This window comes from Methanoregula sp. (genome assembly GCF_035543475.1).
Lineage (GTDB): Archaea > Halobacteriota > Methanomicrobia > Methanomicrobiales > Methanospirillaceae > Methanoregula.
Map to the genome: position 1 here is coordinate 206,515 of NZ_DATKKA010000007.1, position 24,538 is coordinate 231,052.

The 24,538-nt window shown below is 58.2% G+C and carries 23 protein-coding genes, 2 tRNA genes and 1 other RNA gene; 14 read left to right on the forward strand and 12 right to left on the reverse strand.

Going from position 1 to position 24,538, the window contains the following annotated elements; translation table 11 throughout:
- Nucleotide 1: 1 nt before the first annotated feature.
- On the forward strand, nucleotides 2-1,225 hold the full coding sequence (locus VMS83_RS03100; protein WP_325409773.1) for an energy-coupling factor ABC transporter ATP-binding protein: 1,224 nt from the start codon (nucleotides 2-4) through the stop codon (nucleotides 1,223-1,225).
- Here the strand turns inward: VMS83_RS03100 and VMS83_RS03105 are convergent.
- Nucleotides 1,200-1,340: a hypothetical protein gene (locus VMS83_RS03105; protein WP_325409775.1), complete on the reverse strand. Its 141-nt coding sequence runs from the start codon at nucleotides 1,338-1,340 to the stop codon at nucleotides 1,200-1,202. The genes VMS83_RS03100 and VMS83_RS03105 overlap by 26 nt on opposite strands.
- Here VMS83_RS03105 and VMS83_RS03110 point away from each other — a divergent pair.
- The 3 genes from VMS83_RS03110 to VMS83_RS03120 all read left to right on the forward strand — a co-directional run bounded on the left by VMS83_RS03110 (nucleotide 1,335) and on the right by VMS83_RS03120 (nucleotide 4,143).
- Complete coding sequence (locus tag VMS83_RS03110; RefSeq protein ID WP_325409777.1) at nucleotides 1,335-2,315, forward strand: cation diffusion facilitator family transporter; 981 nt, start codon at nucleotides 1,335-1,337, stop codon at nucleotides 2,313-2,315. The genes VMS83_RS03105 and VMS83_RS03110 overlap by 6 nt on opposite strands.
- Nucleotides 2,316-2,555: 240 nt before the next feature.
- Nucleotides 2,556-3,704, forward strand: coding sequence for a hypothetical protein (locus VMS83_RS03115; protein WP_325409780.1), 1,149 nt, complete (start codon nucleotides 2,556-2,558; stop codon nucleotides 3,702-3,704).
- 7 nt (nucleotides 3,705-3,711) lie between these two features.
- Nucleotides 3,712-4,143, forward strand: coding sequence for a hypothetical protein (locus tag VMS83_RS03120; RefSeq protein ID WP_325409782.1), 432 nt, complete (start codon nucleotides 3,712-3,714; stop codon nucleotides 4,141-4,143).
- A 290-nt stretch (nucleotides 4,144-4,433) separates the two neighbouring features.
- Here the strand turns inward: VMS83_RS03120 and VMS83_RS03125 are convergent.
- The 3 genes from VMS83_RS03125 to VMS83_RS03135 form a co-directional block, all read right to left on the reverse strand.
- Nucleotides 4,434-4,507 (reverse strand) — tRNA-Thr (locus tag VMS83_RS03125).
- 343 nt (nucleotides 4,508-4,850) lie between these two features.
- Nucleotides 4,851-5,564 (reverse strand): sugar phosphate isomerase/epimerase family protein, encoded by a 714-nt coding sequence (locus VMS83_RS03130; RefSeq protein WP_325409784.1) that lies wholly within the window; start codon nucleotides 5,562-5,564, stop codon nucleotides 4,851-4,853.
- 405 nt (nucleotides 5,565-5,969) lie between these two features.
- Entirely contained in the window at nucleotides 5,970-7,001 is a 1,032-nt protein-coding gene (locus VMS83_RS03135) for a mechanosensitive ion channel family protein (RefSeq protein ID WP_325409787.1), read from the reverse strand.
- A gap of 45 nt (nucleotides 7,002-7,046) precedes the next feature.
- Here VMS83_RS03135 and hypD point away from each other — a divergent pair, with 45 nt between their 5' ends.
- Together hypD and VMS83_RS03145 are read left to right on the forward strand one after the other, a co-directional pair.
- The gene (hypD, locus tag VMS83_RS03140) at nucleotides 7,047-8,075 is read left to right on the forward strand and encodes a hydrogenase formation protein HypD (RefSeq protein ID WP_325409789.1); all 1,029 of its coding nucleotides are present in this window, start codon (nucleotides 7,047-7,049) and stop codon (nucleotides 8,073-8,075) included.
- Nucleotides 8,076-8,134: 59 nt separating this feature from the next.
- Nucleotides 8,135-8,206: transfer RNA gene (locus VMS83_RS03145), tRNA-Arg, on the forward strand.
- A 226-nt stretch (nucleotides 8,207-8,432) separates the two neighbouring features.
- Here VMS83_RS03145 and VMS83_RS03150 read toward each other — a convergent pair.
- The 3 genes from VMS83_RS03150 to VMS83_RS03160 are packed head-to-tail and all read right to left on the reverse strand — an operon-like array spanning nucleotide 8,433 to nucleotide 11,205.
- Nucleotides 8,433-9,236, reverse strand: coding sequence for an energy-coupling factor transporter transmembrane component T (locus VMS83_RS03150; RefSeq protein WP_325409791.1), 804 nt, complete (start codon nucleotides 9,234-9,236; stop codon nucleotides 8,433-8,435).
- Nucleotides 9,236-10,681 (reverse strand): energy-coupling factor transporter ATPase, encoded by a 1,446-nt coding sequence (locus VMS83_RS03155; RefSeq protein WP_325409793.1) that lies wholly within the window; start codon nucleotides 10,679-10,681, stop codon nucleotides 9,236-9,238. The genes VMS83_RS03150 and VMS83_RS03155 overlap by 1 nt, the downstream gene beginning before the upstream one ends.
- Complete coding sequence (locus tag VMS83_RS03160) at nucleotides 10,678-11,205, reverse strand: tryptophan transporter (protein ID WP_325409795.1); 528 nt, start codon at nucleotides 11,203-11,205, stop codon at nucleotides 10,678-10,680. Before VMS83_RS03160 ends, VMS83_RS03155 begins: the two co-directional genes overlap by 4 nt.
- Nucleotides 11,206-11,498: 293 nt before the next feature.
- Here VMS83_RS03160 and VMS83_RS03165 point away from each other — a divergent pair, with 293 nt between their 5' ends.
- The gene (locus VMS83_RS03165; protein ID WP_325409797.1) at nucleotides 11,499-12,713 is read left to right on the forward strand and encodes an NADP-dependent malic enzyme; all 1,215 of its coding nucleotides are present in this window, start codon (nucleotides 11,499-11,501) and stop codon (nucleotides 12,711-12,713) included.
- Nucleotides 12,714-12,736: 23 nt separating this feature from the next.
- On the opposite strand, the gene VMS83_RS03170 is transcribed toward VMS83_RS03165, so the two are convergent.
- Together VMS83_RS03170 and VMS83_RS03175 are read right to left on the reverse strand one after the other, a co-directional pair.
- A complete protein-coding gene (locus VMS83_RS03170) occupies nucleotides 12,737-13,141 on the reverse strand; it encodes a thioredoxin family protein (protein WP_325409799.1) in 405 nt (134 codons plus the stop codon).
- 138 nt (nucleotides 13,142-13,279) lie between these two features.
- On the reverse strand, nucleotides 13,280-13,759 hold the full coding sequence (locus VMS83_RS03175; RefSeq protein ID WP_325409801.1) for a hypothetical protein: 480 nt from the start codon (nucleotides 13,757-13,759) through the stop codon (nucleotides 13,280-13,282).
- 288 nt (nucleotides 13,760-14,047) lie between these two features.
- Here VMS83_RS03175 and VMS83_RS03180 point away from each other — a divergent pair, with 288 nt between their 5' ends.
- Both VMS83_RS03180 and VMS83_RS03185 read left to right on the forward strand, forming a co-directional pair.
- Nucleotides 14,048-15,931 (forward strand): molybdopterin biosynthesis protein, encoded by a 1,884-nt coding sequence (locus VMS83_RS03180; RefSeq protein WP_325409803.1) that lies wholly within the window; start codon nucleotides 14,048-14,050, stop codon nucleotides 15,929-15,931.
- Nucleotides 15,932-16,015: 84 nt separating this feature from the next.
- On the forward strand, nucleotides 16,016-17,446 hold the full coding sequence (locus VMS83_RS03185; RefSeq protein WP_325409805.1) for an aldehyde dehydrogenase family protein: 1,431 nt from the start codon (nucleotides 16,016-16,018) through the stop codon (nucleotides 17,444-17,446).
- 5 nt (nucleotides 17,447-17,451) lie between these two features.
- Here the strand turns inward: VMS83_RS03185 and VMS83_RS03190 are convergent, their stop codons facing one another.
- Entirely contained in the window at nucleotides 17,452-18,531 is a 1,080-nt protein-coding gene (locus tag VMS83_RS03190; protein WP_325409806.1) for a hypothetical protein, read from the reverse strand.
- A 220-nt stretch (nucleotides 18,532-18,751) separates the two neighbouring features.
- Between VMS83_RS03190 and VMS83_RS03195 the strand changes: the two genes are divergently transcribed.
- The gene (locus tag VMS83_RS03195; protein WP_325409808.1) at nucleotides 18,752-19,390 is read left to right on the forward strand and encodes a formylmethanofuran dehydrogenase subunit E family protein; all 639 of its coding nucleotides are present in this window, start codon (nucleotides 18,752-18,754) and stop codon (nucleotides 19,388-19,390) included.
- A 190-nt stretch (nucleotides 19,391-19,580) separates the two neighbouring features.
- Here VMS83_RS03195 and VMS83_RS03200 read toward each other — a convergent pair whose 3' ends face one another.
- Nucleotides 19,581-19,775, reverse strand: a complete 195-nt coding sequence (locus tag VMS83_RS03200; RefSeq protein WP_325409810.1) for a hypothetical protein — start codon at nucleotides 19,773-19,775, stop codon at nucleotides 19,581-19,583.
- 130 nt (nucleotides 19,776-19,905) lie between these two features.
- On the opposite strand from VMS83_RS03200, the gene VMS83_RS03205 reads away from it, so the two are divergent.
- Nucleotides 19,906-20,058: a hypothetical protein gene (locus VMS83_RS03205; protein WP_325409812.1), complete on the forward strand. Its 153-nt coding sequence runs from the start codon at nucleotides 19,906-19,908 to the stop codon at nucleotides 20,056-20,058.
- A 220-nt stretch (nucleotides 20,059-20,278) separates the two neighbouring features.
- Here VMS83_RS03205 and rnpB read toward each other — a convergent pair.
- Nucleotides 20,279-20,628, reverse strand: an RNA gene (rnpB, locus tag VMS83_RS03210) — RNase P RNA component.
- A 121-nt stretch (nucleotides 20,629-20,749) separates the two neighbouring features.
- Here rnpB and VMS83_RS03215 point away from each other — a divergent pair.
- The 3 genes from VMS83_RS03215 to arcS are packed head-to-tail and all read left to right on the forward strand — an operon-like array spanning nucleotide 20,750 to nucleotide 24,455.
- Nucleotides 20,750-21,325, forward strand: coding sequence for a TIGR00296 family protein (locus tag VMS83_RS03215; RefSeq protein WP_325409814.1), 576 nt, complete (start codon nucleotides 20,750-20,752; stop codon nucleotides 21,323-21,325).
- A 44-nt stretch (nucleotides 21,326-21,369) separates the two neighbouring features.
- Nucleotides 21,370-22,818: a tRNA guanosine(15) transglycosylase TgtA gene (gene tgtA / locus VMS83_RS03220; protein ID WP_325409816.1), complete on the forward strand. Its 1,449-nt coding sequence runs from the start codon at nucleotides 21,370-21,372 to the stop codon at nucleotides 22,816-22,818.
- Nucleotides 22,815-24,455: an archaeosine synthase subunit alpha gene (gene arcS / locus VMS83_RS03225; protein ID WP_325409818.1), complete on the forward strand. Its 1,641-nt coding sequence runs from the start codon at nucleotides 22,815-22,817 to the stop codon at nucleotides 24,453-24,455. Before tgtA ends, arcS begins: the two co-directional genes overlap by 4 nt.
- Nucleotides 24,456-24,538: the final 83 nt, after the last annotated feature.

The window sequence follows — 24,538 nt, forward strand, 5'->3', positions numbered from 1 at the left end:
CATGACAAACCTGCTCGAATTTGACAATATTCATTATGCCTACCCGAACTGCCGGGAATCACTTTCCGGTGTATCGTTCTCCATAAAAAAAGGAGCAAAGGTTGCCCTGGTCGGCCCGAACGGCGCCGGGAAGACCACCCTGCTCCTGATGTGCAACGGGGTTCTTGAGCCCACAAAGGGGCGGGTACTGCTCGATGGCGAACCGCTCAGGTATGACAGCCGCTCTCTCCGTGAAGTGCGCAAGAAAGTCGGACTGGTATTCCAGAACTCGGATACCCAGCTTTTTGCCCCCACCATCTACCAGGACGTGGCGTTCGGGCCTCTTAACCTCGGGATGACGCAGGACGAGATCCAGTCGGCAGTCGCACGATCCCTTGCAGCTGTAGGGCTTACCGGGTACGAGAAGCGGCCCCCCCACCAGTTGAGCGGCGGTGAGAAGAAAAGGGCCGCAATCGCCGGAACCCTTGCCATGGAGCCGGAAGTTCTTGTTTTCGATGAACCAACCAGCTCGCTCGACCCTGCCGGGGCAGCGGACCTTATGGAACTGCTCGACGAACTGAATGCAAAGGGGACAACGATCATTATCTCCACCCACGATGTGGAGCTGGCATATCTCTGGGCGGACCAGATCATCCTTATGAACAAGGGGACGGTGCTCCACGCGGGAACTCCCGAAGACGTGTTTACGGATCCCGCGCTTGTTACGTCCTCGAACCTCCGGATGCCTGCGGTACTGGAAGTCTACACGGAGCTTGTCTCGCGGCAGATGGTGAAAAAGACACGATCACCAAAGTCTGTCCTGCAGCTGGTCAGTTCACTCGAACAGAATTTCAGGAAACCAAAAGGGGACAGGGCCCTTGGGACCATCGTGGTCTGCAACGTGGATACAACCGGGGCAGATGAGATCACCGCATGGATAGCAGACCATCCGGGGTTCAGGTGTGGTGCAATGGGAACCCGGGCGAAGAATCTTGCCGAACGCGAATCAATAGTGCTCGATTTCACGTATGGGGTGATCGACAAAGGCATCCTGCGGGCACTCGTTGGGGAATGCTCGGTGCTCCTGACACCGGCGTCGATGGTGCCGCATGTATTCCGGCGGGTTGAAACATACTGCCGGGAGAGCGGCAATCCGATTGCGGTTGGCCCCATGAGCACGAAAACAGCATCTCCCGCACCCGGGCTAGGACAGAACGAGGTCAGACAGAATGATCTTTCCCGCTGAAAACCACGGACATCATGACGATGACGACCATGATCACGGCCATGAACATAATCATGGAGAAGGTCATGATAACCATCATGATCATCGTCATGGCCATGGGCATGGCCAAATGCACGGCGTTGTCGATCCTTCAATCTTTGCAACAGAACGGGGTATCTGGGCGGTTAAGTGGTCGTTTATCGGCCTGTTTATCACAGCAATCCTGCAAGTCTTTGTCGTATATTATTCCGGCAGCATTTCACTTCTTGCCGATACTATCCACAACTTCGGCGATGCACTCACCGCGATCCCGCTTCTGTTTGCGTTTCTGCTTTCCTCGCGAAAACCGACTTACCGGTTTACGTACGGGTACGGACGTGTGGAAGATCTTGCCGGAGTGGCAGTTGTCCTGATGATCCTTATATCCGCAATTGTTGCCGGGTATGAATCCATCGACCGGATTATTCACCCGGAGAACGTGACGTTTCTCTGGGCGGTTGCAGTGGCAGCAGTAATCGGATTTATCGGAAACGAAACTGTTGCACAGCTCCGTCTCCGCGTGGGAAAGGAAATCGGCAGCGCGGCGCTTGTTGCGGACGGCTACCATGCACGGACGGATGGGTGGACGAGTCTGGCGGTCCTTTTTGGAGCCATCGGGGTTTATCTCGGGTTCCCGCTTGCCGATCCGATTATCGGTCTTGCTATTACGATCGCAATATTCTGGATTGTCTGGGATTCAGCGAAAACTATCTTCACCCGGCTCCTCGATGGAGTTGACCCGGAGATCCCAAAGGAAATTTTCCACGCTGCACACCATGTCAGCGGTCTCCGTAAAGTTACTGATGTGAAAGTGAGATGGCTGGGACACCGGCTCCATGCAGAGATCAGCATCACGGTAGATGCGTCACTTTCTGTCGAGCAAGGGCATGAGATTGCAAAAGAAGTCCGGCACGAACTCCTCCATCACCTCAGGTACCTCTCGGATGCAACAATTCACGTGGATCCCATAACTGCGTCGGGACCGGCATATCATGGTATCCCGGAGCACACCCATGAGGGTCTGCCCCCGCATTCCCATGAGAGACTGGGCGGATTTGCCGAGAAGAGATAACTCTGTTTTAAACGTGCACGGTTTTTAATCCCCCAGAGTATCCACGCGGTTTAAAAGGGATCAGGGATCGTATCCTGACTTCACAGGTATACTCTTGACAGCGTGAGGACACTCCCCGGAGATTCCTGATCTCATATCCCGGGATCTGTGCCGGCAATCCAGCGAGGAAAGCGGATCACGGCAAAGAGAGGAAAACCCGGAGTGCAAAATTATTTATTATCTTTTAAGGGATGCTAGTGTATGTCAAAACATGCCTGGAGTATCTGGGCAGTTCTTCTCCTCTTCTCACTCTTTGTGAGCGTTACTGCAGATACTACGCCGCAGGCCTGGACCTGGAACACCTACACCGGGACGTACCTCTGGCAGGTAATGGTTACCGAAGACCAGTCCGGCTGCGGGGGAGGAGTCTACACCAACCAGTACTCAGTTCCCATCCAGTACAGGGGTTCGACTGCCGTAATGGGAGATGTCGGCCATGGATCAGCCGCGGGGACCTTTACCTCAGGAAACATCCTGCATATCTCAGGCAGGACCGTGTCCGACCCACCGGGATCATCGGACCTGTCGGCATATGATGTGTTTTTCACCGGGGACTGCACGGCATTTACCGCAAAATACACCTGGGACTATTCTGGTCCAGACGGTGCATGCAGCGGTACCACCACATTAAACGGGGCAAGCACCACCGGCTGCCCGGTACCGGCAGCAGCGGTTACCACCACAACGACCACCCCTCCACCCGCCCAGCCTCCCGAGAGTTCCTATGCTGCGATGCTGACCGGCCCGCATGCGGACCTCCAGAATTATCTCGACCTCTGCACCCAGCGGGACCAGCTTGACCATGCCATCACGGCATTTGAGGCACAGAGCAGCCTGAACCAACGGACGGAGGGAACTGCCCTGCCGGAGCCTGCAGAGATTACCGCGGACCGGTCACAGCTTGCGCAGATCAGGGCCCGGATCAGTGAACAAGGACCGGCGATCGAGAAGGAGTACTCTGTGGTGCTGGTGAAGGATCCGAATAATTTCCAGGCAAACTGGGACATGGCCCAGCTCAAGAAGAGCGAAGGGCAGATCGAGGAGGGGATTGGGTTTGCCAACACCGCTATCAACAGCAACCTTGCCGGTTCCGCGGCGGAAGCCATGAGGAGGGATTTTGCGGAAGGAAACGATCTCACCTCGTACCCGGACCCAAGGAACAGCAACTTTGTTGCCACGATAGCAACCACCCTTCCCGTTGCCGATCAGAACGTCTATGGCACAAACATCCGGCAGGGATCCGGTGAGCCGTCCACGCTGACCACCCTGAAGGATTTCATGATGTATGCAGATCCGAAAGAAGCGTCACGGGCAGGTAACCTGGTAAACCAGGCGGTCTTCGGGTATTGAGGCAGTTATGAACGACAAAAGACAGTATATTACCGGGCTTACCGGCGCCGGGGTCCTGTGTGTGTTCATTTTTTTGATCATCGCTGCCGGCTGTACAGCAAACAGTCCGGCCGGTCCCCAGCAGGGTACCGTTACGCCGGACCAGGCTGCAATCATTGCTGCAGCCAACAATTGTACAGAAACGAGCGTCACTATCACCGATGCGGTCGGGACATTCCGGTACACCTCCACCACAAACTGCAGTCTTACAAAGACGCTGGTACAGCTGAACGCAAGCGAGATGCAGGAGATGAAGACACTGCTTGAAGGAAAGAACATGACCTGCTGGTATACGAAAGGCAGTTTCGACCCCCGGCTGGTCACGTCCCTTGTCGGCGGGATAGAGTACTGCAGCGGTGACTTAAAAGACGACATTACCAAACTGATGCTCTTTACCTGAGCGGGATCCTTATGCGGTAGGATATAGAAAGAGCGGATCTCCTTTTTCTCTCCAAAACCGGCTGGACAGCTCCCGGATCATCTGGCCGGAAAAAGGAGGGTTATCTATGGCCTCCTGAGTGCCCCGGACTCCTGTTTCACCGGGTTTTATTCTTCGAATAACGGATGACGGAACCGGAGAACCTCAATATGCCGGTACTCATTATTTTTGATACAGGGAGTATCTTACTGCAACGCCGGGAGAGAGGAAATCCCAAAAAATGTTCAACCTTGACAGGAAAACAGAAGAAGAGCCTATGGAGGGATTTGAACCCTCGACGTTTACCTTACCAAGGTAACACTCTACCGGGCTGAGTCACATAGGCACGTTATTTTAATTTCCTTTCTTTCAACTTAAACTTTCGTCGTGGGGCAGGAATTCGTTTGGTAGGAATTAATCACTTTGATTACTGACTTACCAAGGAGGTACTCTGCCGGGCTGAGTCACTTAGGCATTTGTCTTTGCGTTCCACCCTGTGAGGAAGTAGTCATATTTCCTTTGTCTGTACCAAGGAAGTACTCTACCGGCCGAGCCACACAGGCAGATTGCCTAGATACATTGTAGGTACAGGTTATAAAATATTGCGGAGAACGACGCCGTCACCACACAAACCGCGCCCAATCCGGCCCCGGTTTTTTCTCCCGGCGGCAGTCCCCCATCTGGCCGGATCAGGACATCTTTCCCAGTACCCGGAGACTCGTTACTGCGTCGTCGAAATCCGCCACTTCAATGATGGGCGGGACACCGCTTCGTTGTACTGCAGCCATCACCGGTAAAAAGTCGATCGTCCCCTTCCCCACCGCCAGATGGGCATCGGCCGTGGAATCGTTGTCGTGGAGATGGTAGTGCTGTGCCGGGCGTTCCAGGAAACCGGCAAGGCAGTGGTTCTGGTGCGCATGACCAACGTCAAGCGTGAAACCGCAGTCCCCGATCAGGGAGAGCTCGGCCGGGGTCTTTAAAAAGAAATATTCCCAGTCTCCCATGTTCTCGACCGAGAAGGCAACCCCGTAATTACGTGCGGCTGCCAAAAGCTCCCCAAGCGATCGGACCAGCTGATCTGCTGCCTCCCTCCGTTCATCGGGCCACGCAAAGTAACCGGGATGGACCACTACATGGGCGTCCACCTCTGCAGCAACGGCAAAACACTCCGCCATCACTTCAACGCTTGCCCGCCGGATCGGTTCGAGAAGGCTTGCCAGGTTTGTCCCACGACAAGGCGCATGGATGGAAAACGTGCAGGAATGGGAGAGGAGCGGCTCCGCGCTTTTGAGGAAGTGGCGGCCCTCATCCATCACCTCGATCACCCCGGTCAGCTCGGCGATCCGGTCAAGCGCCACAGGTAGCGGTTCGTGGTGGAGGCAGAGGGTGGATATGCCAAGCATGTCAGAAGAGGATGTACAGGCAGGGGGGCATAAACGTGCTGATTCAGGACGGGGAGAGGAGAAGGACCAATATTAACGAGGAAGTGACAGCCAGTCAGATCCGAACCAGAGACACAGTTGTTCTTTCCGATGAAAAATGCGAGCATCCCCGCATCCGGGCCCCTCACGGGGCACGGTGGGGGAGGAGGTTTTTCCAAATTGGCATATCATATCTGTGTGAGGAACGGTTCCGGTAATAGTTCATTAGTCCTTCGCCCGCCGCGGGGGTGCCCCTTCGGGAACGGCGTTCATCGCACAAGCGAGGGGTATGAACCCGAACCTTTCCTAATCAGGAGACACCCCATCTGATCTTCGTATTGGGCCTGCTTCCGGGAAAATGTGTCTCTTTTGAAATGCACAAAAAAATTATTTCCTCATATGCACGTCCATCTGCGGGAACGGGATCTCGATGCCCTCCGCCGCAAAGCGTGCCGCGATCCGGGTATTGATCGCATCTTTTACTTCGTCCGGGACATTGTAGGCCCGTGCCCAGACATAGATCACGAACTTTAAGGCAGAGTCCCCGAACTCGGAAAAAAAGATCCTCGGGGCCGGTTCGTTCGCAAAATAGTCCGTATTCTTGATTGCATCGTTGACCACCTCAAAGAGGAGTTCCTTGACCCGGGCAATATCGCTCCCGTATGCCACCGTGACCGGGATCGTAAACCGGAGCCGGATGTCGGGCTCCGAGTAGTTCACGACGCTGTTCGAGGTGATCTTATTATTGGGGATGGTGACGATCTTTCCGTCAATGGTCCGGACACGGGTGCTCCGCGTCCCGATGGCAAGCACATCACCGTAATGGGTGTCCACCTCAATCCGGTCGCCCACCTTGAATGGCTTGTCCACGGTAATAATGGCCCCGCCAAAGAAGTTGGAGATCAGGTCCTGGGCTGCGAGCGCGAGCGCGATACCCGCGATACCTGCACCGGCCAGGAAGGGAGTGATGTTAATCTCCAGGTTGACCATGACGAGCATAAGCCCGACAAACCAGACAATATACCGGACCGCAAGTTCGAGAAGGTCGACAATCCGGTCATCCATGTCCCCTTCGGTCGACTCGGCAATCTGCCGCCCGTAGATCCGGACAATATCATGGAGGAGGGATGCAGCGATCCAGGTCCCGAGCAGGATGTAGATCGAGTCAAGCACCTTGCCGGAAAGCACCCAAGCGTACTGTGCCGGCACGACATCGAAGGACTTCAGGGCAATGTAGATCGACAGAGCAACGATACCGACCTGGACCGGCGTCCCGATCGCGGCAACAATGATGTCGTCCCATTTGGTCTCGGTAGTCTCGGCGAACTTCTCCAGCCACCGCACAATGATCCGTGCGATGATCGCCACAGCAAAGCCCGCAATAATGGTTGCTATGGCGAAGAGCAGGTTGTTATCCATATGAGTACTCTTATGACTGGCGGCGGTAAATAAATGTAAGATACTATGGCGACGGCAAACGAGATTGCAGACACCCTCCGCGGCCTGGTGGACCGGGATATGACCTTCATGCACATCTGTGGCACCCATGAGGCAGCGATCGCGAGAACCGGCCTGCGCAGTATCCTGCCGCCGCAGCTGAAGATCGTGATGGGACCCGGCTGCCCGGTCTGCATCACGCCGCAGGGCGAGATCGATGCAGCGCTCGATCTCGTGGAAAAAGACTGTATTATCGCCACCTACGGGGATCTGCTCCGGGTGCCCGGGTCAAAAGGGTCGCTCGAATCCTGTGGCGGGGACGTCCGGGTTGTTCAGGGGATCCACAAGGCTGTTGAGATCGCGCAGAAAACCGACAGGGAGGTAGTCTTTATCTCGGTCGGCTTTGAGACCACCGCTCCGACTGTTGCCGCGTCCATCTTAAGTCGTCCGCCCAAAAACTTCTCGATCCTGTCCTGCCACCGGGTGGTCCCCCCGGCCATGAAGTGGCTGCTTGAACAGGGCGAAGCAAAACTTTCCGGCTTTATGCTCCCCGGCCATGTCTGCACCGTGATGGGCTACGAAGAGTACGAGCAGTTCCCGGTGCCCCAGGTAGTGGCCGGGTTCGAGGCCGAGGATATCCTGCTCGGCCTGGTCATGCTTGTGGAACAGATCCGGGAAGGAAAGCACCGGGTGGACAATGCATACCCGCGTGCGGTCACCCGCGAGGGCAATGTCAAGGCAAAGAAGATCATGTACGAGGTCTTCGAGCCCTCCGACGTGGAGTGGAGAGGGTTCCCCGTCATCCCGCAGTCCGGGCTCCGGCTGAAACCCGAATTCGAGCAGTACGATGCACAGAAGAAATTCGGTATCGTGTACAAAAAGGTCAGCAAGCACTCGGCCTGTATCTGTGATAAAGTTCTGCGCGGGATTGCTGAGCCTACCGATTGCAAGCTCTTCGGGAAGATCTGCACCCCGAGGACACCGGTCGGCCCCTGCATGGTCAGCCATGAAGGTGCCTGCAAGATCTGGCACCAGTACCAGATAAAAAAGCAGTAACGTCCCGGCAAACCTTCTCTTTTATAAGGAAGTACACAAGATTAAGTAAGGTAAATTTTGCCTCGGTAGGGTAGTGGACATCCTAGAAGCCTCCGGAGCTTTTGACCCGGGTTCAAGTCCCGGCCGAGGCGCTTTCGTTTTTCGCGTTTTTCCATGGACGTGAGGTTTTCCTCAAAGACCTCCCCTTTTCATGGTCAGTTCACGATCCGCTCGATGAGGTTAGTTCTCATGGGCAGGACCAGGTACAGCGCTGCACTCAAGGTATTCCCCGTCTACGCGATCTGCATACAGAAAACGAAGACCCGGACACTGCGATATTGCGTGATGAAACCCTCGGGAGAACCGTGTAAAAAAATATCAGAATACAAGACCCGGCGCAAGGAAGACCGCCACGGCAAATGCTGCTGCCACGACAGAAATGCTGGTGATCAGGAGATAGTCCACGGTCCCGAACCGGCGTTCCCGTACCCGGGTCCGGGTCCCGGTCCGGTATCCCCGCATATCGATAGTAAGGCCGAGCACAGTTGACCGCAACAGTGCATTTGAGACCAGCGGGACGACAATGGGCTGGACGCTCCGTACCTTGCCAAGCAGGCCGGTCCCCGGGTTATAGCCCCGGGCCAGCTGCGCTTCATGGATCCGCGTTCCCTCGATCTGCAGGGTGGGGATAAACCGGAGGGCAATGATAAACATCAGGATATAATCGACCGGCATGTGCAGCCGCTCAAGCGTATGCACGAGGTCACGGGGCTGGGTGGAAATGAGGAAGAGCTGGAATGCAAAGATCAGCACCATGAACCGGAGGGCAAGGATGATCCCGATTATTACCGCCCCGGTCGTCACCGGGATCGCCCCTCCGATCACGGGCACACCCGGCGGGACAAGGGTCCCGAGCGTTGCGCCATTGGGCATGGTCAGTACCGTAATCACGATAAAGACCACGCTCATGACCAGGAGGAGCCGAAGCTGCTGGAGGAGTTCGCGGAGCAGATCGCTTGCATATGCAAGGGCGAGCAGGGCTGCGACCATGAGAAGCAGGAAAGGTATACCGGTGGCAATCACACACATTACTGCTACAACAATGATGAGCAGGATCTTTGAAAACGGCGTGAGCCGGTGGAAGAGACCGTCCTTGTGGACATACTGCAGGATCTCCGCCATTATTCCGCACATCCTGCACGCATGTCCGATCCAACGCGTCCCTGGTCCATGGTGATGACCCGGTCAGCACAATCCCGGGCAATCTCTTTGTTATGGGTGATGACCACCACCGTATGCCCGCGCTGCTGGTGATTCTTTAAGATCTCCATGACCAGCCGCGCCTCGTCACCGTCAAGGCCGGTGGTGGGCTCATCAAGCACGATGATCTTCGGCTGCATGGCCACCACGCAGGCGATGGCCAGCCGCTGGCGCTCGCCCCGGGAGAGCCAGCGGGGGTAGAGCGCCTTTGCCTGCAGGAGGCCGGCTTCGGTGAGTGCTGCATCGATAATGGCGTCCCGGTTCTCCATCCCGAGATTTGCAAGACCGAATGCGATTTCATCTCTTACCGTGTCGGCAAAGAACATGTGATCCGGGTTCTGGAAGACCAGGCCCACGTCCCGGGCAAGCTCGGCGATGGTACAGTCCTTCGTGTTCTTCCCGAGAATGAGGACATCGCCGGCCGTGGGGGTAAGGAGGCGGTTAAACTGGCGCACGAGCGTGGTCTTACCGGAACCATTCTCACCGACAATAGCCACGAACTCACCGGGAGCGATGTTCAGGTTCACATCGTGCAGGGCCGGGACACTGCCATACGAGTACGAGAGGTGCCGGACGTCAATGGCAGGGACTGCGGTACCTGCCGGCAACGCCGTAGCGGGTCCGTTTCGGATCCCGGAGAAGTCCGGGATCACCATCTCCCGGATCCGGTCGTTTTTGAGCACTTCATCCGGAATCCCGATAGCGGAGATGGCACCACGCTCCATCACGACAAGCGTATCCACGATCTCCCGGAAATGCGAGAACTTGTGCTCCACAATAAGGAGCGTCTTTCCCTGCTCCTTGAGGTTTTTGAGGATCGCAACGATCCGCCGGGTGGCGTGCTCGTCCAGTTCCGAAGTAGGCTCATCGAGGATCAGGACCTCGTTTCCGAGCGCAAGCGTAGCCGCAAGGGCCACGCGCTGCTTCTGGCCCCCGGAGAGGTGATGGGGGGAGCGGTCTTTTAATGCCGAGAGGTACGTGACATCCAGGATCTCGGTAAGGCGTTTCTCGATCTCCTCCGGGGAGAGGCCCCGGTACTCGAGCGCAGAGAGGATCTCCTCTTCCACGGTCGTGAAGATCATCTGCGCCTCGGCATCGTCAAAGACGATCCCGATGGTCCGGGCAATCGCGGAGAGGCCGGGGTAATCGGCAACGCTTTTCCCGTTGATCGTTACGATACCGGCCTTCTTTCCGCCATACTCGTGGGCAAGGATCCCGCAGGCTGCAAGGCAGAGCGTGGTCTTCCCGGCCCCGGAGGGACCGGTCACCAGGATACAGCGGCCCCGGGGAAGAACAAGAGAGAGCCGGTGCAGGGCTTCCTGCACCGTATGGGGGTAGGTATAACTGACATCGGAGAGTTCGATCATTCAGGTCCTCGTACAAGCACCCGGCTCGCGGGGAGGTAGAGGATCTGGACAATGATCGCATTAAACACTGCTGTGATGACCACGATCGGGACAAAGACCACGACAAACGCCCCGATGCTGCCATTGTACTTGGATAGGATCGTAGCGCCGACGCAGATGATCGCAATCGCAGCAAAGGAGAAACCGCTCACAAGCGTTGCAAGGAACGTGGTAACAGTCGGGGCAAGCTTGGTCCGGGCCGAGAGGAGTGCGTACAGGCCAAAGCAGGCAAGGGCGCCCAGCGGTTCGCTTATCAGGTTTGCCGGGGGGAATATGGAACTGGATATCAGCATCGAGAGGAGACCGGCAACGATACCAATCCCAAGGGCCTCGTATACCTTCGGGCGGATCAGGATGATCGCAAGGCAATAGAACGCGATGATCATGTTGGGAGTAAGCGGCGTATGGAGCATGGCAAGGAAGTACCGCAGGATTGCGCCGATCGCAAGGAGAATGCCGACAATGGCAATGTCTTTTGACTTCATGATGGTTTCACACCGGTAATATGCATGGGTACCATGGGGAACACGCATGTCTGCGCCCCATCGCCGGGACGCGGCGGCCGTATCGTACCTTATGTATAATTTTGTTCATTGATGTATTAAAATGTAACTTTGTCGCGCCGGAGGGGAAGTTGTCCGTGTTCTGCGGTACAAACCGGGAACAGGAACAATAACAGACAAACGCGGGAGTAATCCCGGGACATCCCTGCACCGTGCTCCCCGCTCAGAAGATTGATTACGTTGTGGGGCGCTCTTTTCGTTAAGGAAGAAAGACCATGCCGGACGCTACCGACCGCGATGAGATCTACCGCGAGTCCCTCGCCCTGCACGCACGGCACCACGGGAAGCTGGAGATCCGGCCCAAAGTCCCGCTCCGGAATGGTGACGATATCGCCCGGGCATACGCCCCCGGCGTTGAAGAGGTCTGCCGCCGGATCGTGAAGAACCGGGACCTCGCGTACCGCTATACCCTCAAGGCAAATACCATCGCCATCGTAACCGACGGGTCGGCGGTGCTCGGCCTGGGAAACATCGGGGGCCTTGCCGCCATTCCCGTGATGGAGGGGAAGGCAATCCTCTTCAGGGAATTTGCCGGTATCGATGCGTTCCCCATCTGCTTTGAGAACTACGAGACTGACTTCGTGGATCAGGTCAGGAATATTGCGCCGGTCTTTGGCGGGATCAACCTCGAGGACATCGCCGCCCCGAAATGCTTCGAGGTGGAAGATGCCCTGCAGGACATTGGGATCCCGGTGATGCATGACGACCAGCACGGCACCGCGGTTGTGGTCCTCGCAGCGCTGCTCAATGCCTGCCGGGTCACCGGGCGGAAGTACGAGGATCTCAACATCGTGGTCTGCGGGGCGGGGGCGGCCGGCTATTCCATCACCCGGCTCCTCAAGTGCATCGGGTATGATCCCCTGGTCTGCACCATGGTGCACGAGATCACGGTCTGCGACACGCAGGGAATTATCCACCGCCGGCGCGAGGGACTGTACCGCAACAAGTACAAGTTTATCCTGAGTGAAGAGACCAACCGTGCAGGGAAGACCGGGTCGCTTGCCGATGCAATGGTGGGGGCAGACGTGGTGATCGGGGTCTCGGCCCCGGGCATCATTACCCAGGATATGATCCGCTCGATGAACAAGGACCCCATCGTCTTTGCCATGGCAAACCCGGTCCCGGAGATCTGGCCGGATGCGGCAACCGAAGCGGGCGCTGCAGTAGTCGGCACAGGACGGAGCGATTTCCCCAACCAGATCAACAATGTCCTCGCCTTCCCGGGCATCTTCCGGGGGGCGCTCGATGCCTGCGCTACCCGGATCTCGGACGAGATGAAGGTAGCCGCGGCCCATGCAATTGCCGGGTGCGTGAAAAAGCCGCACCGCAGCCATATCCTGCCCAGCATCCTTGACCGGAGCGTGACCAAAGCGGTGGCCGCCGCCGTGGCGCAGGCCGCGGAGTCTTCCGGCTGCCGGCGGGCAATCTGATCGCAGGGAGGATCTTTCAGGGATCAGCCATAGCCGGTGATCTCGTAGTCGATGGCGGTAGAGTTCTTTGCGCACTCCTTCCCGTGCTGGAGCACCTCCTCGATCATCTTTTTTAAGAGTGCCGGGTATACCGCGCCCACCATCTCCTGCACAGGTTTACCATCACAAAAAAACTTGAAGGTGGGTGTACTCCGTACCCCGTACCGTTCCGCTGTCCAGGGGCTTTCAAGAATATTGAGCCGGACAAACGCAACCGTCTCCCGGAACTCCGTTGCATAGTTCCGGAAGTAGGGCTCCATCTGGTGGCAGAATGCGCAGGTCGGGGAATAAAACATGACCGCAACGGGTTTCTTTGCCTTCTCCACAAGTGCCTCCCAGGTGAGATCAGATGCATCGGGAAGCGGTTCCGGGGACACTGTACTATCCATGCTACACCCCTTTAGCCAGTGATCTTGAAAAGGGCAAACATATAGTTTGTCCTGCCGGGTAAATCCGGACGAAAAAACGGTATGACCTGCAGGTCCGTGAAAGCAGGGCAAAAAAAGGGTGGTGTTCCGGACAAGCGATCAGAAGCCGAAGATCAGCTCGTTTGTGATCTTGCGGAGTAATTCAATGATAATCCGGTTCTGCTCCCGGATCTCCTCCAGGTTCTTCTGCATGGAAGATTCGGATCTCCCCTTGAGGATATTCCCGGTACCGAAAATAAATGCGACCAGTCCCAGACTGTAGACAACGAGACCGCCGGTAACCGTCAGCTCCCCGGTAGAGATATTCCCGCTTCCCAGAGTACTGATTCCCCCGACGATAAAGACAAGCCCGGTAACGGCAAAAAGGATCCCGGCCAGGACAACGGCAGACTGCCACCGGAGGGACAGGGTGAACGCTTCTCGTTTGGGGAGGAGGACTAACGGCTTTTTATGCCTGCGCCCATATGCTTCCTGTGAAACCCGTGCTTTCCCGGGTTCCCGTTGGGAAGGACGCACTCCAATTAATGATTCATATTTGGAGAGGTGTTCATAAATATCGTCAATATCATCAGTACTCATTGAGTAGATTTAAAAGGGGGACACCTTAAATATTTTTCTTTTATATTTAACTTTTGATTGAATATATGTAACCGGATGAATTATTCCTGACCACAATTTCCTGCCTGATTGTGAAGGAAAAGTCCGTGGGATAATTCCTGTTTATAATCCGGCAGTACCGAATTCTTTATTGTGGATGATCAGGATAGGGTACTGAACCCGCCGGACGGCGACAGGATCACCATATATGTCCCTTGTTACTCCCGTTTTCCCCGCCCCTTTTAAGAGAACCTTTCCCGGTGATGCTGCATGGTAAAACGCTACCTTTCGCTGGTCTCGTTCGATGAGGCACTCCGTATCCTGAAACGATCGTTTGCCGCACCCGGGCGTACGGAGATCATCCCGGTGACAAGGGCCCTGGGAAGGGCAGCAGCCGTACCGGTCTATGCCCGGTACTCGGTACCCGAGGTAAACCTTGCCGCCATGGACGGGATTGCGGTCAGGAGCCGGGACACGCTCGGCGCCTCGGACCAGAACCCGATCACGCTCAATGATGTGGCCCGGGTCAATACCGGTAATGTCCTCCCGGACGGGTTTGATGCCGTGATCATGATCGAGGAGACATGGGAAAATAACGGTTCCTTCCAGATCCGCAAAGCGGCCGTCCCATGGCAGCACGTACGCCCGGCAGGGGAGGATATCCGGGAGGGCAGGCTCGTGCTCCCCAAAGGGCACGTGATCCGGGCCTTCGATATCGGGGCACTGGCAACGTACGGGGTCGCGGAGCTTGCGGTGACCACGGCCCGCGTCGGGATCATCCCCACGGGAAGCGAACTTGTCCCGCTCGGGGCCCGGCCACAGCCCGGTCAGGTTGTAGAGAGCAATACCATCATGGCAGAAGTGCTCCTCGGATCTATGGGGGCGGCCTGCATGCGCCTGCCCATTGTCCGCGACGAACCCGCGCTCATTGAAGAGGCACTAAAAACGGCCGCGGAGAAGAGCGATCTCGTCATCATCTCGGCCGGCTCCTCGGCCGGAACCCGGGATTTCACGGCGGGGGCGATCGCAGCGGTTGGCGAACTGATCTTCCATGGTGTTGCCGTCAAGCCCGGAAAACCGATGATGCTGGGGAAGATCCACGGGACACCGGTCATCGGCCTTCCCGGCTACCCGCTCGCCGCCCAGACGGTGCTGCGCGAATTCGCCGTCCCGCTTCTCGAATACTGGGGCCTGGCACCGTTCCCGAAATATGTTGTCCGTGCCCGCCTCGCCACCCCGCTCTCCTCCGATCTTGGTTTTGACGAGTTTATCCCCGTTTCTGTCGGCAGGATCCATGACAAGTACTGGGGGATTGCCCGATCGCGGGGGGCCGTGGTGCAGATGGCAACCCTCAGGTCAAACGGTTACACACACATTCCGGCCCCGTTAGAGGGATACGAGGCAGAGCACGAAGTAGAGGTCTTTTTGACCACCGACCCGGCCAACATCGAGCGGACGCTCATTTTCTCCGGCGCCATTGACCCGGTCCTCGAGGAGCTGGGCAACCTCGCCCACGACCAGGGGCTCTTCATCCACACGGCAAGCGCCGGGAATACGAGTGCCCTTTTGGCGCTTAAACGCAATGCCTGCCACGCGGCACCGATGAGCCTGCCGGCATTCTCCCTTGTCCGGGAGCGCACCGCCCTCCTTCCCTACCTGGAATCCATGGATCTCGCATTTCTCAACATCGCCACGCAGGAGCAGGGGATCGTCTCGTCAAAAGAGGTCAGCCCGGATAACCTCGGTGCCCTCTGCTGGGTCAACTCCCGCCGGGACTCCCCGGCCCGGCTCCTCTTCGACGCCATGCTTGCATCCCGACACCTGCAGCTGACGCAGATCCGGGGCTATGACAACGAGGCAGCCACACCTGGGGCGGTGGCAGCCGCCGTCCGGGCAGGGCAGGCAGATGCCGGGATCTGTTCTGAAGGGCTCGCCACTTCCCATGGGCTCCGGTTCCTGCCCATTGCCGAGGAGCTGTATGAGCTGGTAATGCGCCGGGAGATGCTCAGCGATCCCCGGATCGCGACCCTGGTCTCGCTCGTGCGGAGCCCGGAGTTCAAGGCCCACCTTGACCGGACCGGTGCCTACCGCACTACCCAGACCGGCATGTTGCGGAGCCTCTCTTCCGGAACCATTGAGATCGGGACACCGTAAATCCCGGCAGCCACCAAGGCTTACCGCTGCCATTTTATAGGCCCGTGGCGGACAGATCCTGCATAGAGGAGCGAGGGATTTTTTATGGAGATGCTCATCAACGGGAAAACGGCGGTGGCAGCCGATGACGGTTGGATCGAAGTAAAAAACCCGGCCACCGGTGAATTGGTCGACCGAGTGCCACGGGGAGGAAAAGACGATGTTGCTGCAGCAGTTGAAGCCGCAGATGCTTGCTTTGGGGCATGGTCGGAGAAGACCATGCGGGACCGCGGCCTTGTCCTTGCCCGGGCCGCAGAACTGATCCGCCGGGACCACAAAGCGCTCGCCGAGCTCCTGACCCGGGAGCAGGGAAAGCCAATCCGGGAGGCTACTGACGAGGTCCGGGGCTGCGCAAACATCCTTGAATATTACGCATCAATTGCGGGCCAGCCGGCCGGCGAAGTAGTCAGCCTGGGAAAGGCCGGGGACTGCCTGGTGACCCGGGTCCCGCTGGGTGTCTGCGGTGCGATCATCCCGTGGAACATGCCGGTAATTATCATGGGCTGGAAGGTGGGACCTGCGCTCCTCGCCGGAAACACCCTGGTCCTCAAACCGGCCTCAACTACCCCGCTCACCAACCTGAAGATCGCCGGCCTCCTCCAGGAAGCCGGCCTGCCCCCGGGCGCGCTCAATGTGGTGACCGGCGCCGGGGAGACGGCCGGTGAAGCGCTCGTAACACACCCACGGGTAAAAAAGATCTCTTTCACCGGCAACTGCGCCACCGGCCACCGGGTGCGCACCCTTGCCGGAGAACAGCTCAAGGCGCTCACGCTGGAGCTCGGGGGCTCCGACCCGATGATCGTGATGCCGGATGCCGATATCCCCAAAGCCGTTGAGGGGGCATTCCGGGGCCGGTTCTACAATGCCGGCCAGATCTGCACTGCGGTAAAGAGGCTGTACCTGCACGAAAAGATTGCCGGAGAGTTCATGCGCCTGCTCACGGCAAAGGTGGAAGGTACCAACATCGGGAACGGCCTTGCGCCCGTAACGGAGATGGGGCCTCTCAACAGCGCCGGCCAGAGGGACCGGATCGCGGGCGTGATGCAGGACGTTGTTGACCGGCAGGAGGGGTGCGTCCTGACCGGCGGCGGCCCGGTGACGGGGAAAGCGTATGAAAACGGTTTCTTCTACCGGCCTACTCTCGTTGCGGATGTACCCGCAGATGCTGCGCTGCTCAGAAAAGAGATCTTCGGCCCGGTACTCCCGGTGATAACCGTCCCGGACCTCTCCACTGCCATCCGGGAGGCAAACCGGTCGCAGTACGGACTGGGTGCATCGGTCTGGTCACGGGATCTCTCTACGGTAAAAGAGGTGTTTGGCCAGGTGCACGCCGGGATCATCTGGGTGAACCGCCACCTGACGGTGCCTCCCGAGGTACCGTTTGGCGGGACCAACGAGAGCGGGATGGGCAGGGAGAACGGCTTCCACGCCATCGACAGTTATACCCAGACAAAGACACTGTTTCTGGGCTGGTAAAAAGATCAGGGCCGCCGGCAGCAGAGCAGGGCCGCCACGGTAATTCCCGCAACGCACAGTGCCGCCGGCAGGGAGGCACCCTGTGTCGTAGAGGGGAGTTTTGTAGTAGCCGCCGAAGGGGATGTGATGACCGGTACCACGGTGCTGTTTTGCGAGGCGGTGACAGCAGGCGTGGTACTGTTAGCGGAAACAAGACTGGGGATGGGGCAGATCTCCCCGGAACCGTTGCAGGAGGATGCCGGGACAACCGTAAACTTTGCGGAGGCGGTTACCGACTGGGTAACCCCGCTCACCGTCACCAGGTATTCGTCCGGGGTAAATGTGGAGGTATCCACGCCGCAGGACCAGACATTCTGTCCGCCACTGCCGGGCTGCACCGTGACCATCCCCGCGGTGCCCGAGAAGCCGGAAGAGCTGGTCTTTGCGGTCGGCCCAAACGAGGACGAGGTGACCTCCACCATCAGGTTATCGCCGGCAGCAAGGCTTGTCGTCCCGTTCAGGATAAAGAGTGTGCCCTGCGGGATGGTGCCGATAGAATTGATCCCCACGATCGGCTGGCTGACGAAGAAGGAGACCGTGGCAAAGGTATCATCGATGTTCTGGCTCCCGATCGCCGTCAGGAGCGCGTTTGCGGCATCGGGACTCTGGAGACTGCCGCTCCCCGTGAGCTGGAAGACAGTCTGGCCGGTCTGGACATTTTTTACCGTCCCGGTTGCTGAATCATAGACGATGTCAAACCTGCCGTTTTCCATCGGGTGCTGGACGATCACGAAGTACTGGCCGGGGGCAAGGTTTACGGTATCAGCCTCCCTGAGGATATAGACGTAGCTATTGTCGTCATTCACCTGGACGGTGGTGACTTTGACAAAATTGTAGCCGATAAACCAAATCTGGAGCCCCACCTGAGGGTGACCGGTTGCGATCCCGCTGATGGTGACCGGGTCGCCCTGTGCAATGGTGGCAACAGACCCGGGACTTCCGGGCGTGAGCGTGATCGCTGATACGCACGGGACAGCAAGCGCGAAGATCAGCAGAGCGAAGCAGGCAGTCCGGTAGGGGTTCCCGGTAAGTGGACGGTAGTTCATGGTACGACTCCTTGGAATGGCAGTATCTTTTCCGGCCATGGGCAGGTGTGGCCGGCTCTACCAGTAATCCGGCGGGATCCCTGAAATACCAAGCGGAAATGATGCGTGGAGCGGCCATCCGGACCGGACTGCCACGGGGATCGCCTGCCCACATCAGAAGACCAAAAAGCCCGGGTCCCCGAAATAAATGTTTAATGGCCTGCAGCGCCAACGGATCCTCATGGACAAAGGACATCATCACCACCATGGCGGGGACTTCGAGGCCCGCCTTGCGGCATGCAATGTTGCCGAACCGGTCCGCACCTACCTCTCGCAGTGCGCACGTTTCCACTCCTCGCCGGCCCCCGGCCTTTTGATTGGCGCCTTCATGGTGGACTATGCCCTCGAACTCCTGAAAGCAACCCCGGACGAGAAACTTTTTGCGGTCTGCGAGACCCCCAAGTGCCTCCCCGACGCACCGCAGGTAATTGCCCATGCCACCACCGGCAACGGGCGTCTCAAGGTGGTCCCCATCGGGCGCTTTGCGATCACCATGAACCGCGTTTCGACCGAGGCCACCACGGAGGGCTTCCGGATTTACGTGGACCAGGAGAAGATCAAGGCCTTCCCGATCATCGACAAGTGGTTTGCGAACAGCCCCGAATTTGTCAAGCGCACCATGGGTGATACCCTCCAAGAGCAGATCCTGAAGACCGGGCGCAGATTTCTCTCGTTCGAGAAGGTCCGGGTACCCGTAAAGATCAAGGAGCACTGGCAGCCGGTCACCTGCCCGTGCTGCGGCGAAACCGTGCCGGACTACCTGGTGGTGGACGGCAAGTGCGGCGCCTGCGGGCCGATGAAATATTACGAGAAGATCTGAACAGATTTGAATTTTTTTTCATTGACAGGCTTTATTTGATTTTATACCATAGAGAACGGGAAATCCGGTTCCTGCTCGATGATGTGCGTTAAACCATCACAAGAGATTTGGTACAATTGAAAAAACTCACGAACACTCTCCAGCTATGGGCTCCTCATGGGGCATGGCGGGGCCCGGATCCTGGAGACCGTCAGTCACACACCCAGAAACACTGGCCGTACTCGCTGCACCAGAAATGACAGTACTGGACCGGGAGCCCGTGGGCAGCCGTTATGCCGATGACAACCTGGACCACAAGGGCCATGACTGCCGAAAGGATCACCACAGACAGGATAAAGACTGCTTGACGGGTGAGATCATTTTCGAGGATTGCCTTCCTCTGCATCTTCCCTCCTTAACTGACTGATATTCCCTGAACCCCACCGGGGGATATAGCCGTCGGTGAGTGAAGGGGGTTTTGCACTCACGGCCTTTTTTTACGTGGCCGGCAGGGGCTTGCGCAGATCGAACAGAACATGGAAAAGTTCCAGATCCTCAATGACCAGATTAGATACCCGCACCAGGCCCTCCTTGGATACTTAAACCTCGATTGCAACGGGAACCAGTTGCAGATCTTGGAACAGATCCGCGTAATCGATAACCTCGTCAGGAAGCTCGATCAGGAGTGAGCGGAGTCCGAAAAGATTTGTCTTTTCCTGCTGCAGCACTATTTCAGCGATACGCGGTCCGATAACCCCGACGAAGAGAGACCGGAAACGCCGCCAACGGTTACTCCGGACAGGGTGCCCTAGACTGCAAGAAGACTGACTGGATACCGGTTACGATGCCGGGATATGCAGGCTTCACCGGAAAACTACCGTTTTTACCCATGTGCTGGAAAAGGAAGGTGAGTGGGAGGAGTAAGCCTCCTTCTGTTCATGCGGCATTCAGCTCTGCGCCAAACCCGGGCGGATACCGGACGATCCATTACCCTGTTCTGGCTTGCACCCGCAGGGATTCGCCGTTTCATCGTATCCTGTTCCGTTAAAACGCTCAGCGGGTTACTCGCGCGGGGGGTTAACCCCGTGCTTCTCGCCCCGAAGGGCTCAGCCGCATCATGACTGGGAACAGGCCGTGTCGTTTCTGTGCCATTGCCGTGACTCTCGCCACCCGTACTTGCGTACGGCTGCGTGCCCGGTGGGTGGGGGGACTTTCCTCAGCGGCCACTATGGGCCACCGTCAGCCGCTCTCTCCCTCTCACGAGAACATATGCGTGACCGGTCCTTAATAAGCGCACGCTGGTACCGGAACCAGAGGCGCCCGTGAAGGATAACTACTTTAACGCCCCCTGCAGAATGTGTCACAACAGAGGCATACACCATGCAGCTCCTGACACCCGAAGAAGGGATTCTTGCCACGCGGCTTGCCCGCGGGGCCATCGAATATACCATTACCAAAAAGCCAAAACCGATGGTACACCTGACTCCGGTCTTTGCCGAGAAACGCGGGGTTTTTGTGACCCTGACCAGAAACCACCAGCTCCGGGGGTGTATCGGGTTTCCCTACCCGGTGATGCCGCTTGGGAACGCGATCGAGGACGCCGCGGTGGCAGCCGCTCTCGAGGATCCCCGGTTCCCGGGCGTGAAAAAGGACGAGCTCTCCTCCCTCGAGTTCGAGGTGACCGTGCTCACCGTCCCGGTCCCGCTTGACTGCGCCCCGGAAGACCGCCCGGCCCACATCGAAGTGGGGCGCCATGGTCTCATCGCCCGGGGATTTGGCACGAGCGGCCTTCTGCTCCCCCAGGTGGCAACGGAGTACGGCTGGGATGCGAAGGTCTTCCTCGACCATACCTGTGAGAAGGCGGGCCTGCCCCGGAACTGCTGGGCAAAGAACAACATAGAGATCCTCACCTTCGAGGGCCAGATCTTTACCGGCTCGTTTAAGGAATCACTTTAACAGACGGAACGGCCAATTTAATAGGCACAGGAGTCCATTTGGGCATGGCGATCACCTTCGAGAGTCTGGACAGCGATATCGCAGGACGCACCGGCAAACTGGGAGCGGGAAAACGGATCATAAAGACTCCAGCACTGCTGCCGGTCATCAACCCTCACCTGATGCTGGTCTCCCCAAAGGAACTCAGGACCATGGGGGTCGAGGCCCTGATCACCAATGCCTACATCTTCTCCCAGAGCCGGCAATACAGCGAGCGGGTCAGGGAGGAAGGGCTGCACAAACTTCTCGATTTCGACGGCCTGATCATGACCGATTCGGGCTCCTTCCAGCTCTCGGTGTACGGTCAGGTTTCGTTCACGAACGTTCAGACCCTCACCTACCAGAGGGATATCGGGAGCGACATCTGGGTACCGCTCGATATCCCCACCTCACCGGACGCAGACCGGGCCACGGCCGAGCGGGAACTGGCCATCACCATGGAACGCCTCCGCGAGGCAAAGGAACTCTTCGGGGACGATGCCCCGCTGGCCGGGCCGGTACAGGGCGGAATCTTCCCGGACCTCCGCGTGCGGGCGGGAAAAGAGGTCGGCGATCTCGGCTTTTCCTTCTGCCCCATTGGTGCGGTGGTGCCGCTCATGGAGGCCTACCGGTACCGTGACCTCGTGGAGGTGGTGATGGCTGCAAAGAGCACCCTTCCCCGTTCTGCCTGCGTCCACCTCTTCGGAGCCGGCCACCCGGCCATGTTTGCCCTTGCTGCCGCGATGGGTTGTGACCTCTTCGACTCTGCCGCATACGCGCTCTATGCCAAGGAAGGGAGATACCTCACCGCCCACGGGAGCTTCAAGATTGACGAGCTCACCGATCTCCCCTGTGCCTGCGCGGTCTGCCGGAGCCACACGGCTGAAGAGCTCCGCACCGCAAAGGACCGGACACGTCTCCTCGCCCATCACAACCTGGCCGTCACCCTGGCCGAGATCGCCCGGATCCGGCAGGCGATCGCGGACGGGACACTCTGGGAGCTCGTGGACGACCGGTGCCGGAACCACCCGCAACTCCTCACGGGATACCGCAGGCTCCTCTCAAGAGCCGCAGACCTCGAACCCTATGACCGGGCCACGAAAAGGCGGTTCTTCTACCGGGGCGATGAGAGCTGTGCCCGGACGGAGGTGCTCCGGTATCAGCGACAGCTTGATCGGGTGCGCCTCGGGAAAAACGTGCTTGTAGCCTGCGACAATAAGGAGCGCGAGGGCTATGATGACATCCTGTTCTTCAAGCCGCCGTTCGGACCCTACCCGCAGGCTTTAAAAGAGACCTTCCCTGTCGGACCGTCCGAGATCCCGGAATGGGACGAGGCCATGGTCCGGCAGGGTTGCCGGGGGATCCGGATGCTTGCCGAGAGCCACAGGGAAAGCAGGATCACGGTCTCGGGCCTTGCCAACTGGGAGGAGATCTTTACTGAAGAAGCCGGCGATACGGCGGAGCTGGTGAGATGATCCGGTTCGAGATCAAAAAAAGGGACGGCCTTGCCCGGGCCGGCACCATGGCTGGCGATGAGCTGCCGTGTTCCCCGCTCCCCTTCCCTGCCGTGCTCGACACGGTCGCAGTCTTTCCGGCCCTCTCTTCCCGGGGCGGCACCAATGTTCCGCTCTCCGCACCGCCGGCCTTTGCCGCAGAGCATGTGCCAAAAGGGGCAGGCCAGCCGGTTATCATTCACCCGGCGCTCGAAAACCCCGCAATGAGTGGGGACGTGGTGATGGTGGCAGGCTGGCACACGGCGCTTGCCAATCCCCGGCAGTACGTAACATGGCTCAAGGCTCTCAGGGACAGGACCCCGCCCGACACACTCTGGTACGCCCCGGCCGCAGCCTTTCCCTCGACCGTCCATATCCTCTGTTACACAGGGTTTACCCTCTTTGATTACACGGGAGTGGACCTTAAATCCGCACAGGGGCTTTTCTGTACTTCCGAGGGCGAATTTCCCGCGGATGTGCAGTCAGCCGGCCTCTGCGGATGCGAGGGCTGCCGCAATGGCGATCTCACACTCCACAACCGGCTCGCGCTGGAGCACGAAGTGGCCATAGCCCGGTACTTTACCGGCCAGCAGAAGCTCCGCGAACTCGTTGAGGCCCGGTGCCGGATGAACGCAAACAGCGTGGCTATTATGCGCCACCTTGACCAGGACTATGCCTGGTCCGAACCGTTCTCCCCGGTGGCCCGGAGCGGTGTCATGCGGGCAAACTCCGGTGAGTCCATGCAGCGGGTGGAGGTCCGGCGCTTTGCAGAACGCCTTCTCTCCCGGTATAAGCCGCCGAAGGCCACGGTGGCCGTTCTCCTGCCCTGCTCGGCAAAGAAACCCTACTCGCTCTCCCAGAGCCACCGCCGCTTCCAGATGGCGATTGCCGGCCGGGCCCATGAGCTGATCGTCACCTCCCCGCTCGGCCTCGTGCCCCGGGAGCTCGAATGCGTATACCCTGCCATGCATTACGATGTCCCGGTCACCGGCTACTGGGATGCAGAGGAGTGCGCGTATATCGCGGACACCCTTGCAAAGTACCTGGCAAAGAACAAGTACGACCGGGTGATCGCCCACCTCGAGGGCGGGGCACTCAAAGTAGCGGAGATGGCAGCAGAACATTGCGGTATCACGCTTGAGTATTCCTGCCGGGACCACCCGGCCGGGGAAGAGGCACTGAACCGGCTCAGCCAGGCCCTGGCCTGCGAACGCAGGGTAAAAGACGACCGGGTGCACGGCATGCTCTCGTACCAGTTCGGGTGTGACATTGACACCCGGGGCATGCTCTCCCGGGGCCACTTCCCGGAGATCTTCTATTCCAAAAATAACCAGCAGTTCTTCTCGATCGATACCGGCACCGGCCTGCTCCGCCCCACGTTTGAGGGATGGGGTCTTGTCAATCAGGGTTACCGCGTGACCATCAGTGACTTTATTCCCGAAGGGGACGTGCTCGTCCCGGGCGTCGTTGACGCTGATCCCGCCATCCGTGAAGGAGACGAAGTGCTCGTGGTAGGGTCGCAGGCCATGGCCACGGGAAAGGCCGCAATGACCGCGGCGGAGATGAAAGGCTCCAGGCGCGGCGTGGCCGTCCGCGTGCGTAAGGTAAAGAAGCTGTAAAACGAACCTGTAGGATACAACTGCAGATCATCCTATGGAGTGAAGTACTTGTTGTGCTCTGATATGACCAGACAGGCACGGTG

Coding starts and splice junctions, on each gene's coding strand:
- VMS83_RS03100 (WP_325409773.1), top strand. CDS start 2: ATGACAAACCTGCTCGAATTTGACAATATTCATTATGCCTACCCGAAC.
- VMS83_RS03110 (WP_325409777.1), top strand. CDS start 1,335: ATGCACGGCGTTGTCGATCCTTCAATCTTTGCAACAGAACGGGGTATC.
- VMS83_RS03115 (WP_325409780.1), top strand. CDS start 2,556: ATGTCAAAACATGCCTGGAGTATCTGGGCAGTTCTTCTCCTCTTCTCA.
- VMS83_RS03120 (WP_325409782.1), top strand. CDS start 3,712: ATGAACGACAAAAGACAGTATATTACCGGGCTTACCGGCGCCGGGGTC.
- VMS83_RS03130 (WP_325409784.1), bottom strand. CDS start 5,564: ATGCTTGGCATATCCACCCTCTGCCTCCACCACGAACCGCTACCTGTG.
- VMS83_RS03135 (WP_325409787.1), bottom strand. CDS start 7,001: ATGGATAACAACCTGCTCTTCGCCATAGCAACCATTATTGCGGGCTTT.
- hypD (WP_325409789.1), top strand. CDS start 7,047: ATGGCGACGGCAAACGAGATTGCAGACACCCTCCGCGGCCTGGTGGAC.
- VMS83_RS03150 (WP_325409791.1), bottom strand. CDS start 9,236: ATGGCGGAGATCCTGCAGTATGTCCACAAGGACGGTCTCTTCCACCGG.
- VMS83_RS03155 (WP_325409793.1), bottom strand. CDS start 10,681: ATGATCGAACTCTCCGATGTCAGTTATACCTACCCCCATACGGTGCAG.
- VMS83_RS03160 (WP_325409795.1), bottom strand. CDS start 11,205: ATGAAGTCAAAAGACATTGCCATTGTCGGCATTCTCCTTGCGATCGGC.
- VMS83_RS03165 (WP_325409797.1), top strand. CDS start 11,499: ATGCCGGACGCTACCGACCGCGATGAGATCTACCGCGAGTCCCTCGCC.
- VMS83_RS03170 (WP_325409799.1), bottom strand. CDS start 13,141: ATGGATAGTACAGTGTCCCCGGAACCGCTTCCCGATGCATCTGATCTC.
- VMS83_RS03175 (WP_325409801.1), bottom strand. CDS start 13,759: ATGAGTACTGATGATATTGACGATATTTATGAACACCTCTCCAAATAT.
- VMS83_RS03180 (WP_325409803.1), top strand. CDS start 14,048: ATGGTAAAACGCTACCTTTCGCTGGTCTCGTTCGATGAGGCACTCCGT.
- VMS83_RS03185 (WP_325409805.1), top strand. CDS start 16,016: ATGGAGATGCTCATCAACGGGAAAACGGCGGTGGCAGCCGATGACGGT.
- VMS83_RS03190 (WP_325409806.1), bottom strand. CDS start 18,531: ATGAACTACCGTCCACTTACCGGGAACCCCTACCGGACTGCCTGCTTC.
- VMS83_RS03195 (WP_325409808.1), top strand. CDS start 18,752: ATGGACAAAGGACATCATCACCACCATGGCGGGGACTTCGAGGCCCGC.
- VMS83_RS03200 (WP_325409810.1), bottom strand. CDS start 19,775: ATGCAGAGGAAGGCAATCCTCGAAAATGATCTCACCCGTCAAGCAGTC.
- VMS83_RS03205 (WP_325409812.1), top strand. CDS start 19,906: ATGGAAAAGTTCCAGATCCTCAATGACCAGATTAGATACCCGCACCAG.
- VMS83_RS03215 (WP_325409814.1), top strand. CDS start 20,750: ATGCAGCTCCTGACACCCGAAGAAGGGATTCTTGCCACGCGGCTTGCC.
- tgtA (WP_325409816.1), top strand. CDS start 21,370: ATGGCGATCACCTTCGAGAGTCTGGACAGCGATATCGCAGGACGCACC.
- arcS (WP_325409818.1), top strand. CDS start 22,815: ATGATCCGGTTCGAGATCAAAAAAAGGGACGGCCTTGCCCGGGCCGGC.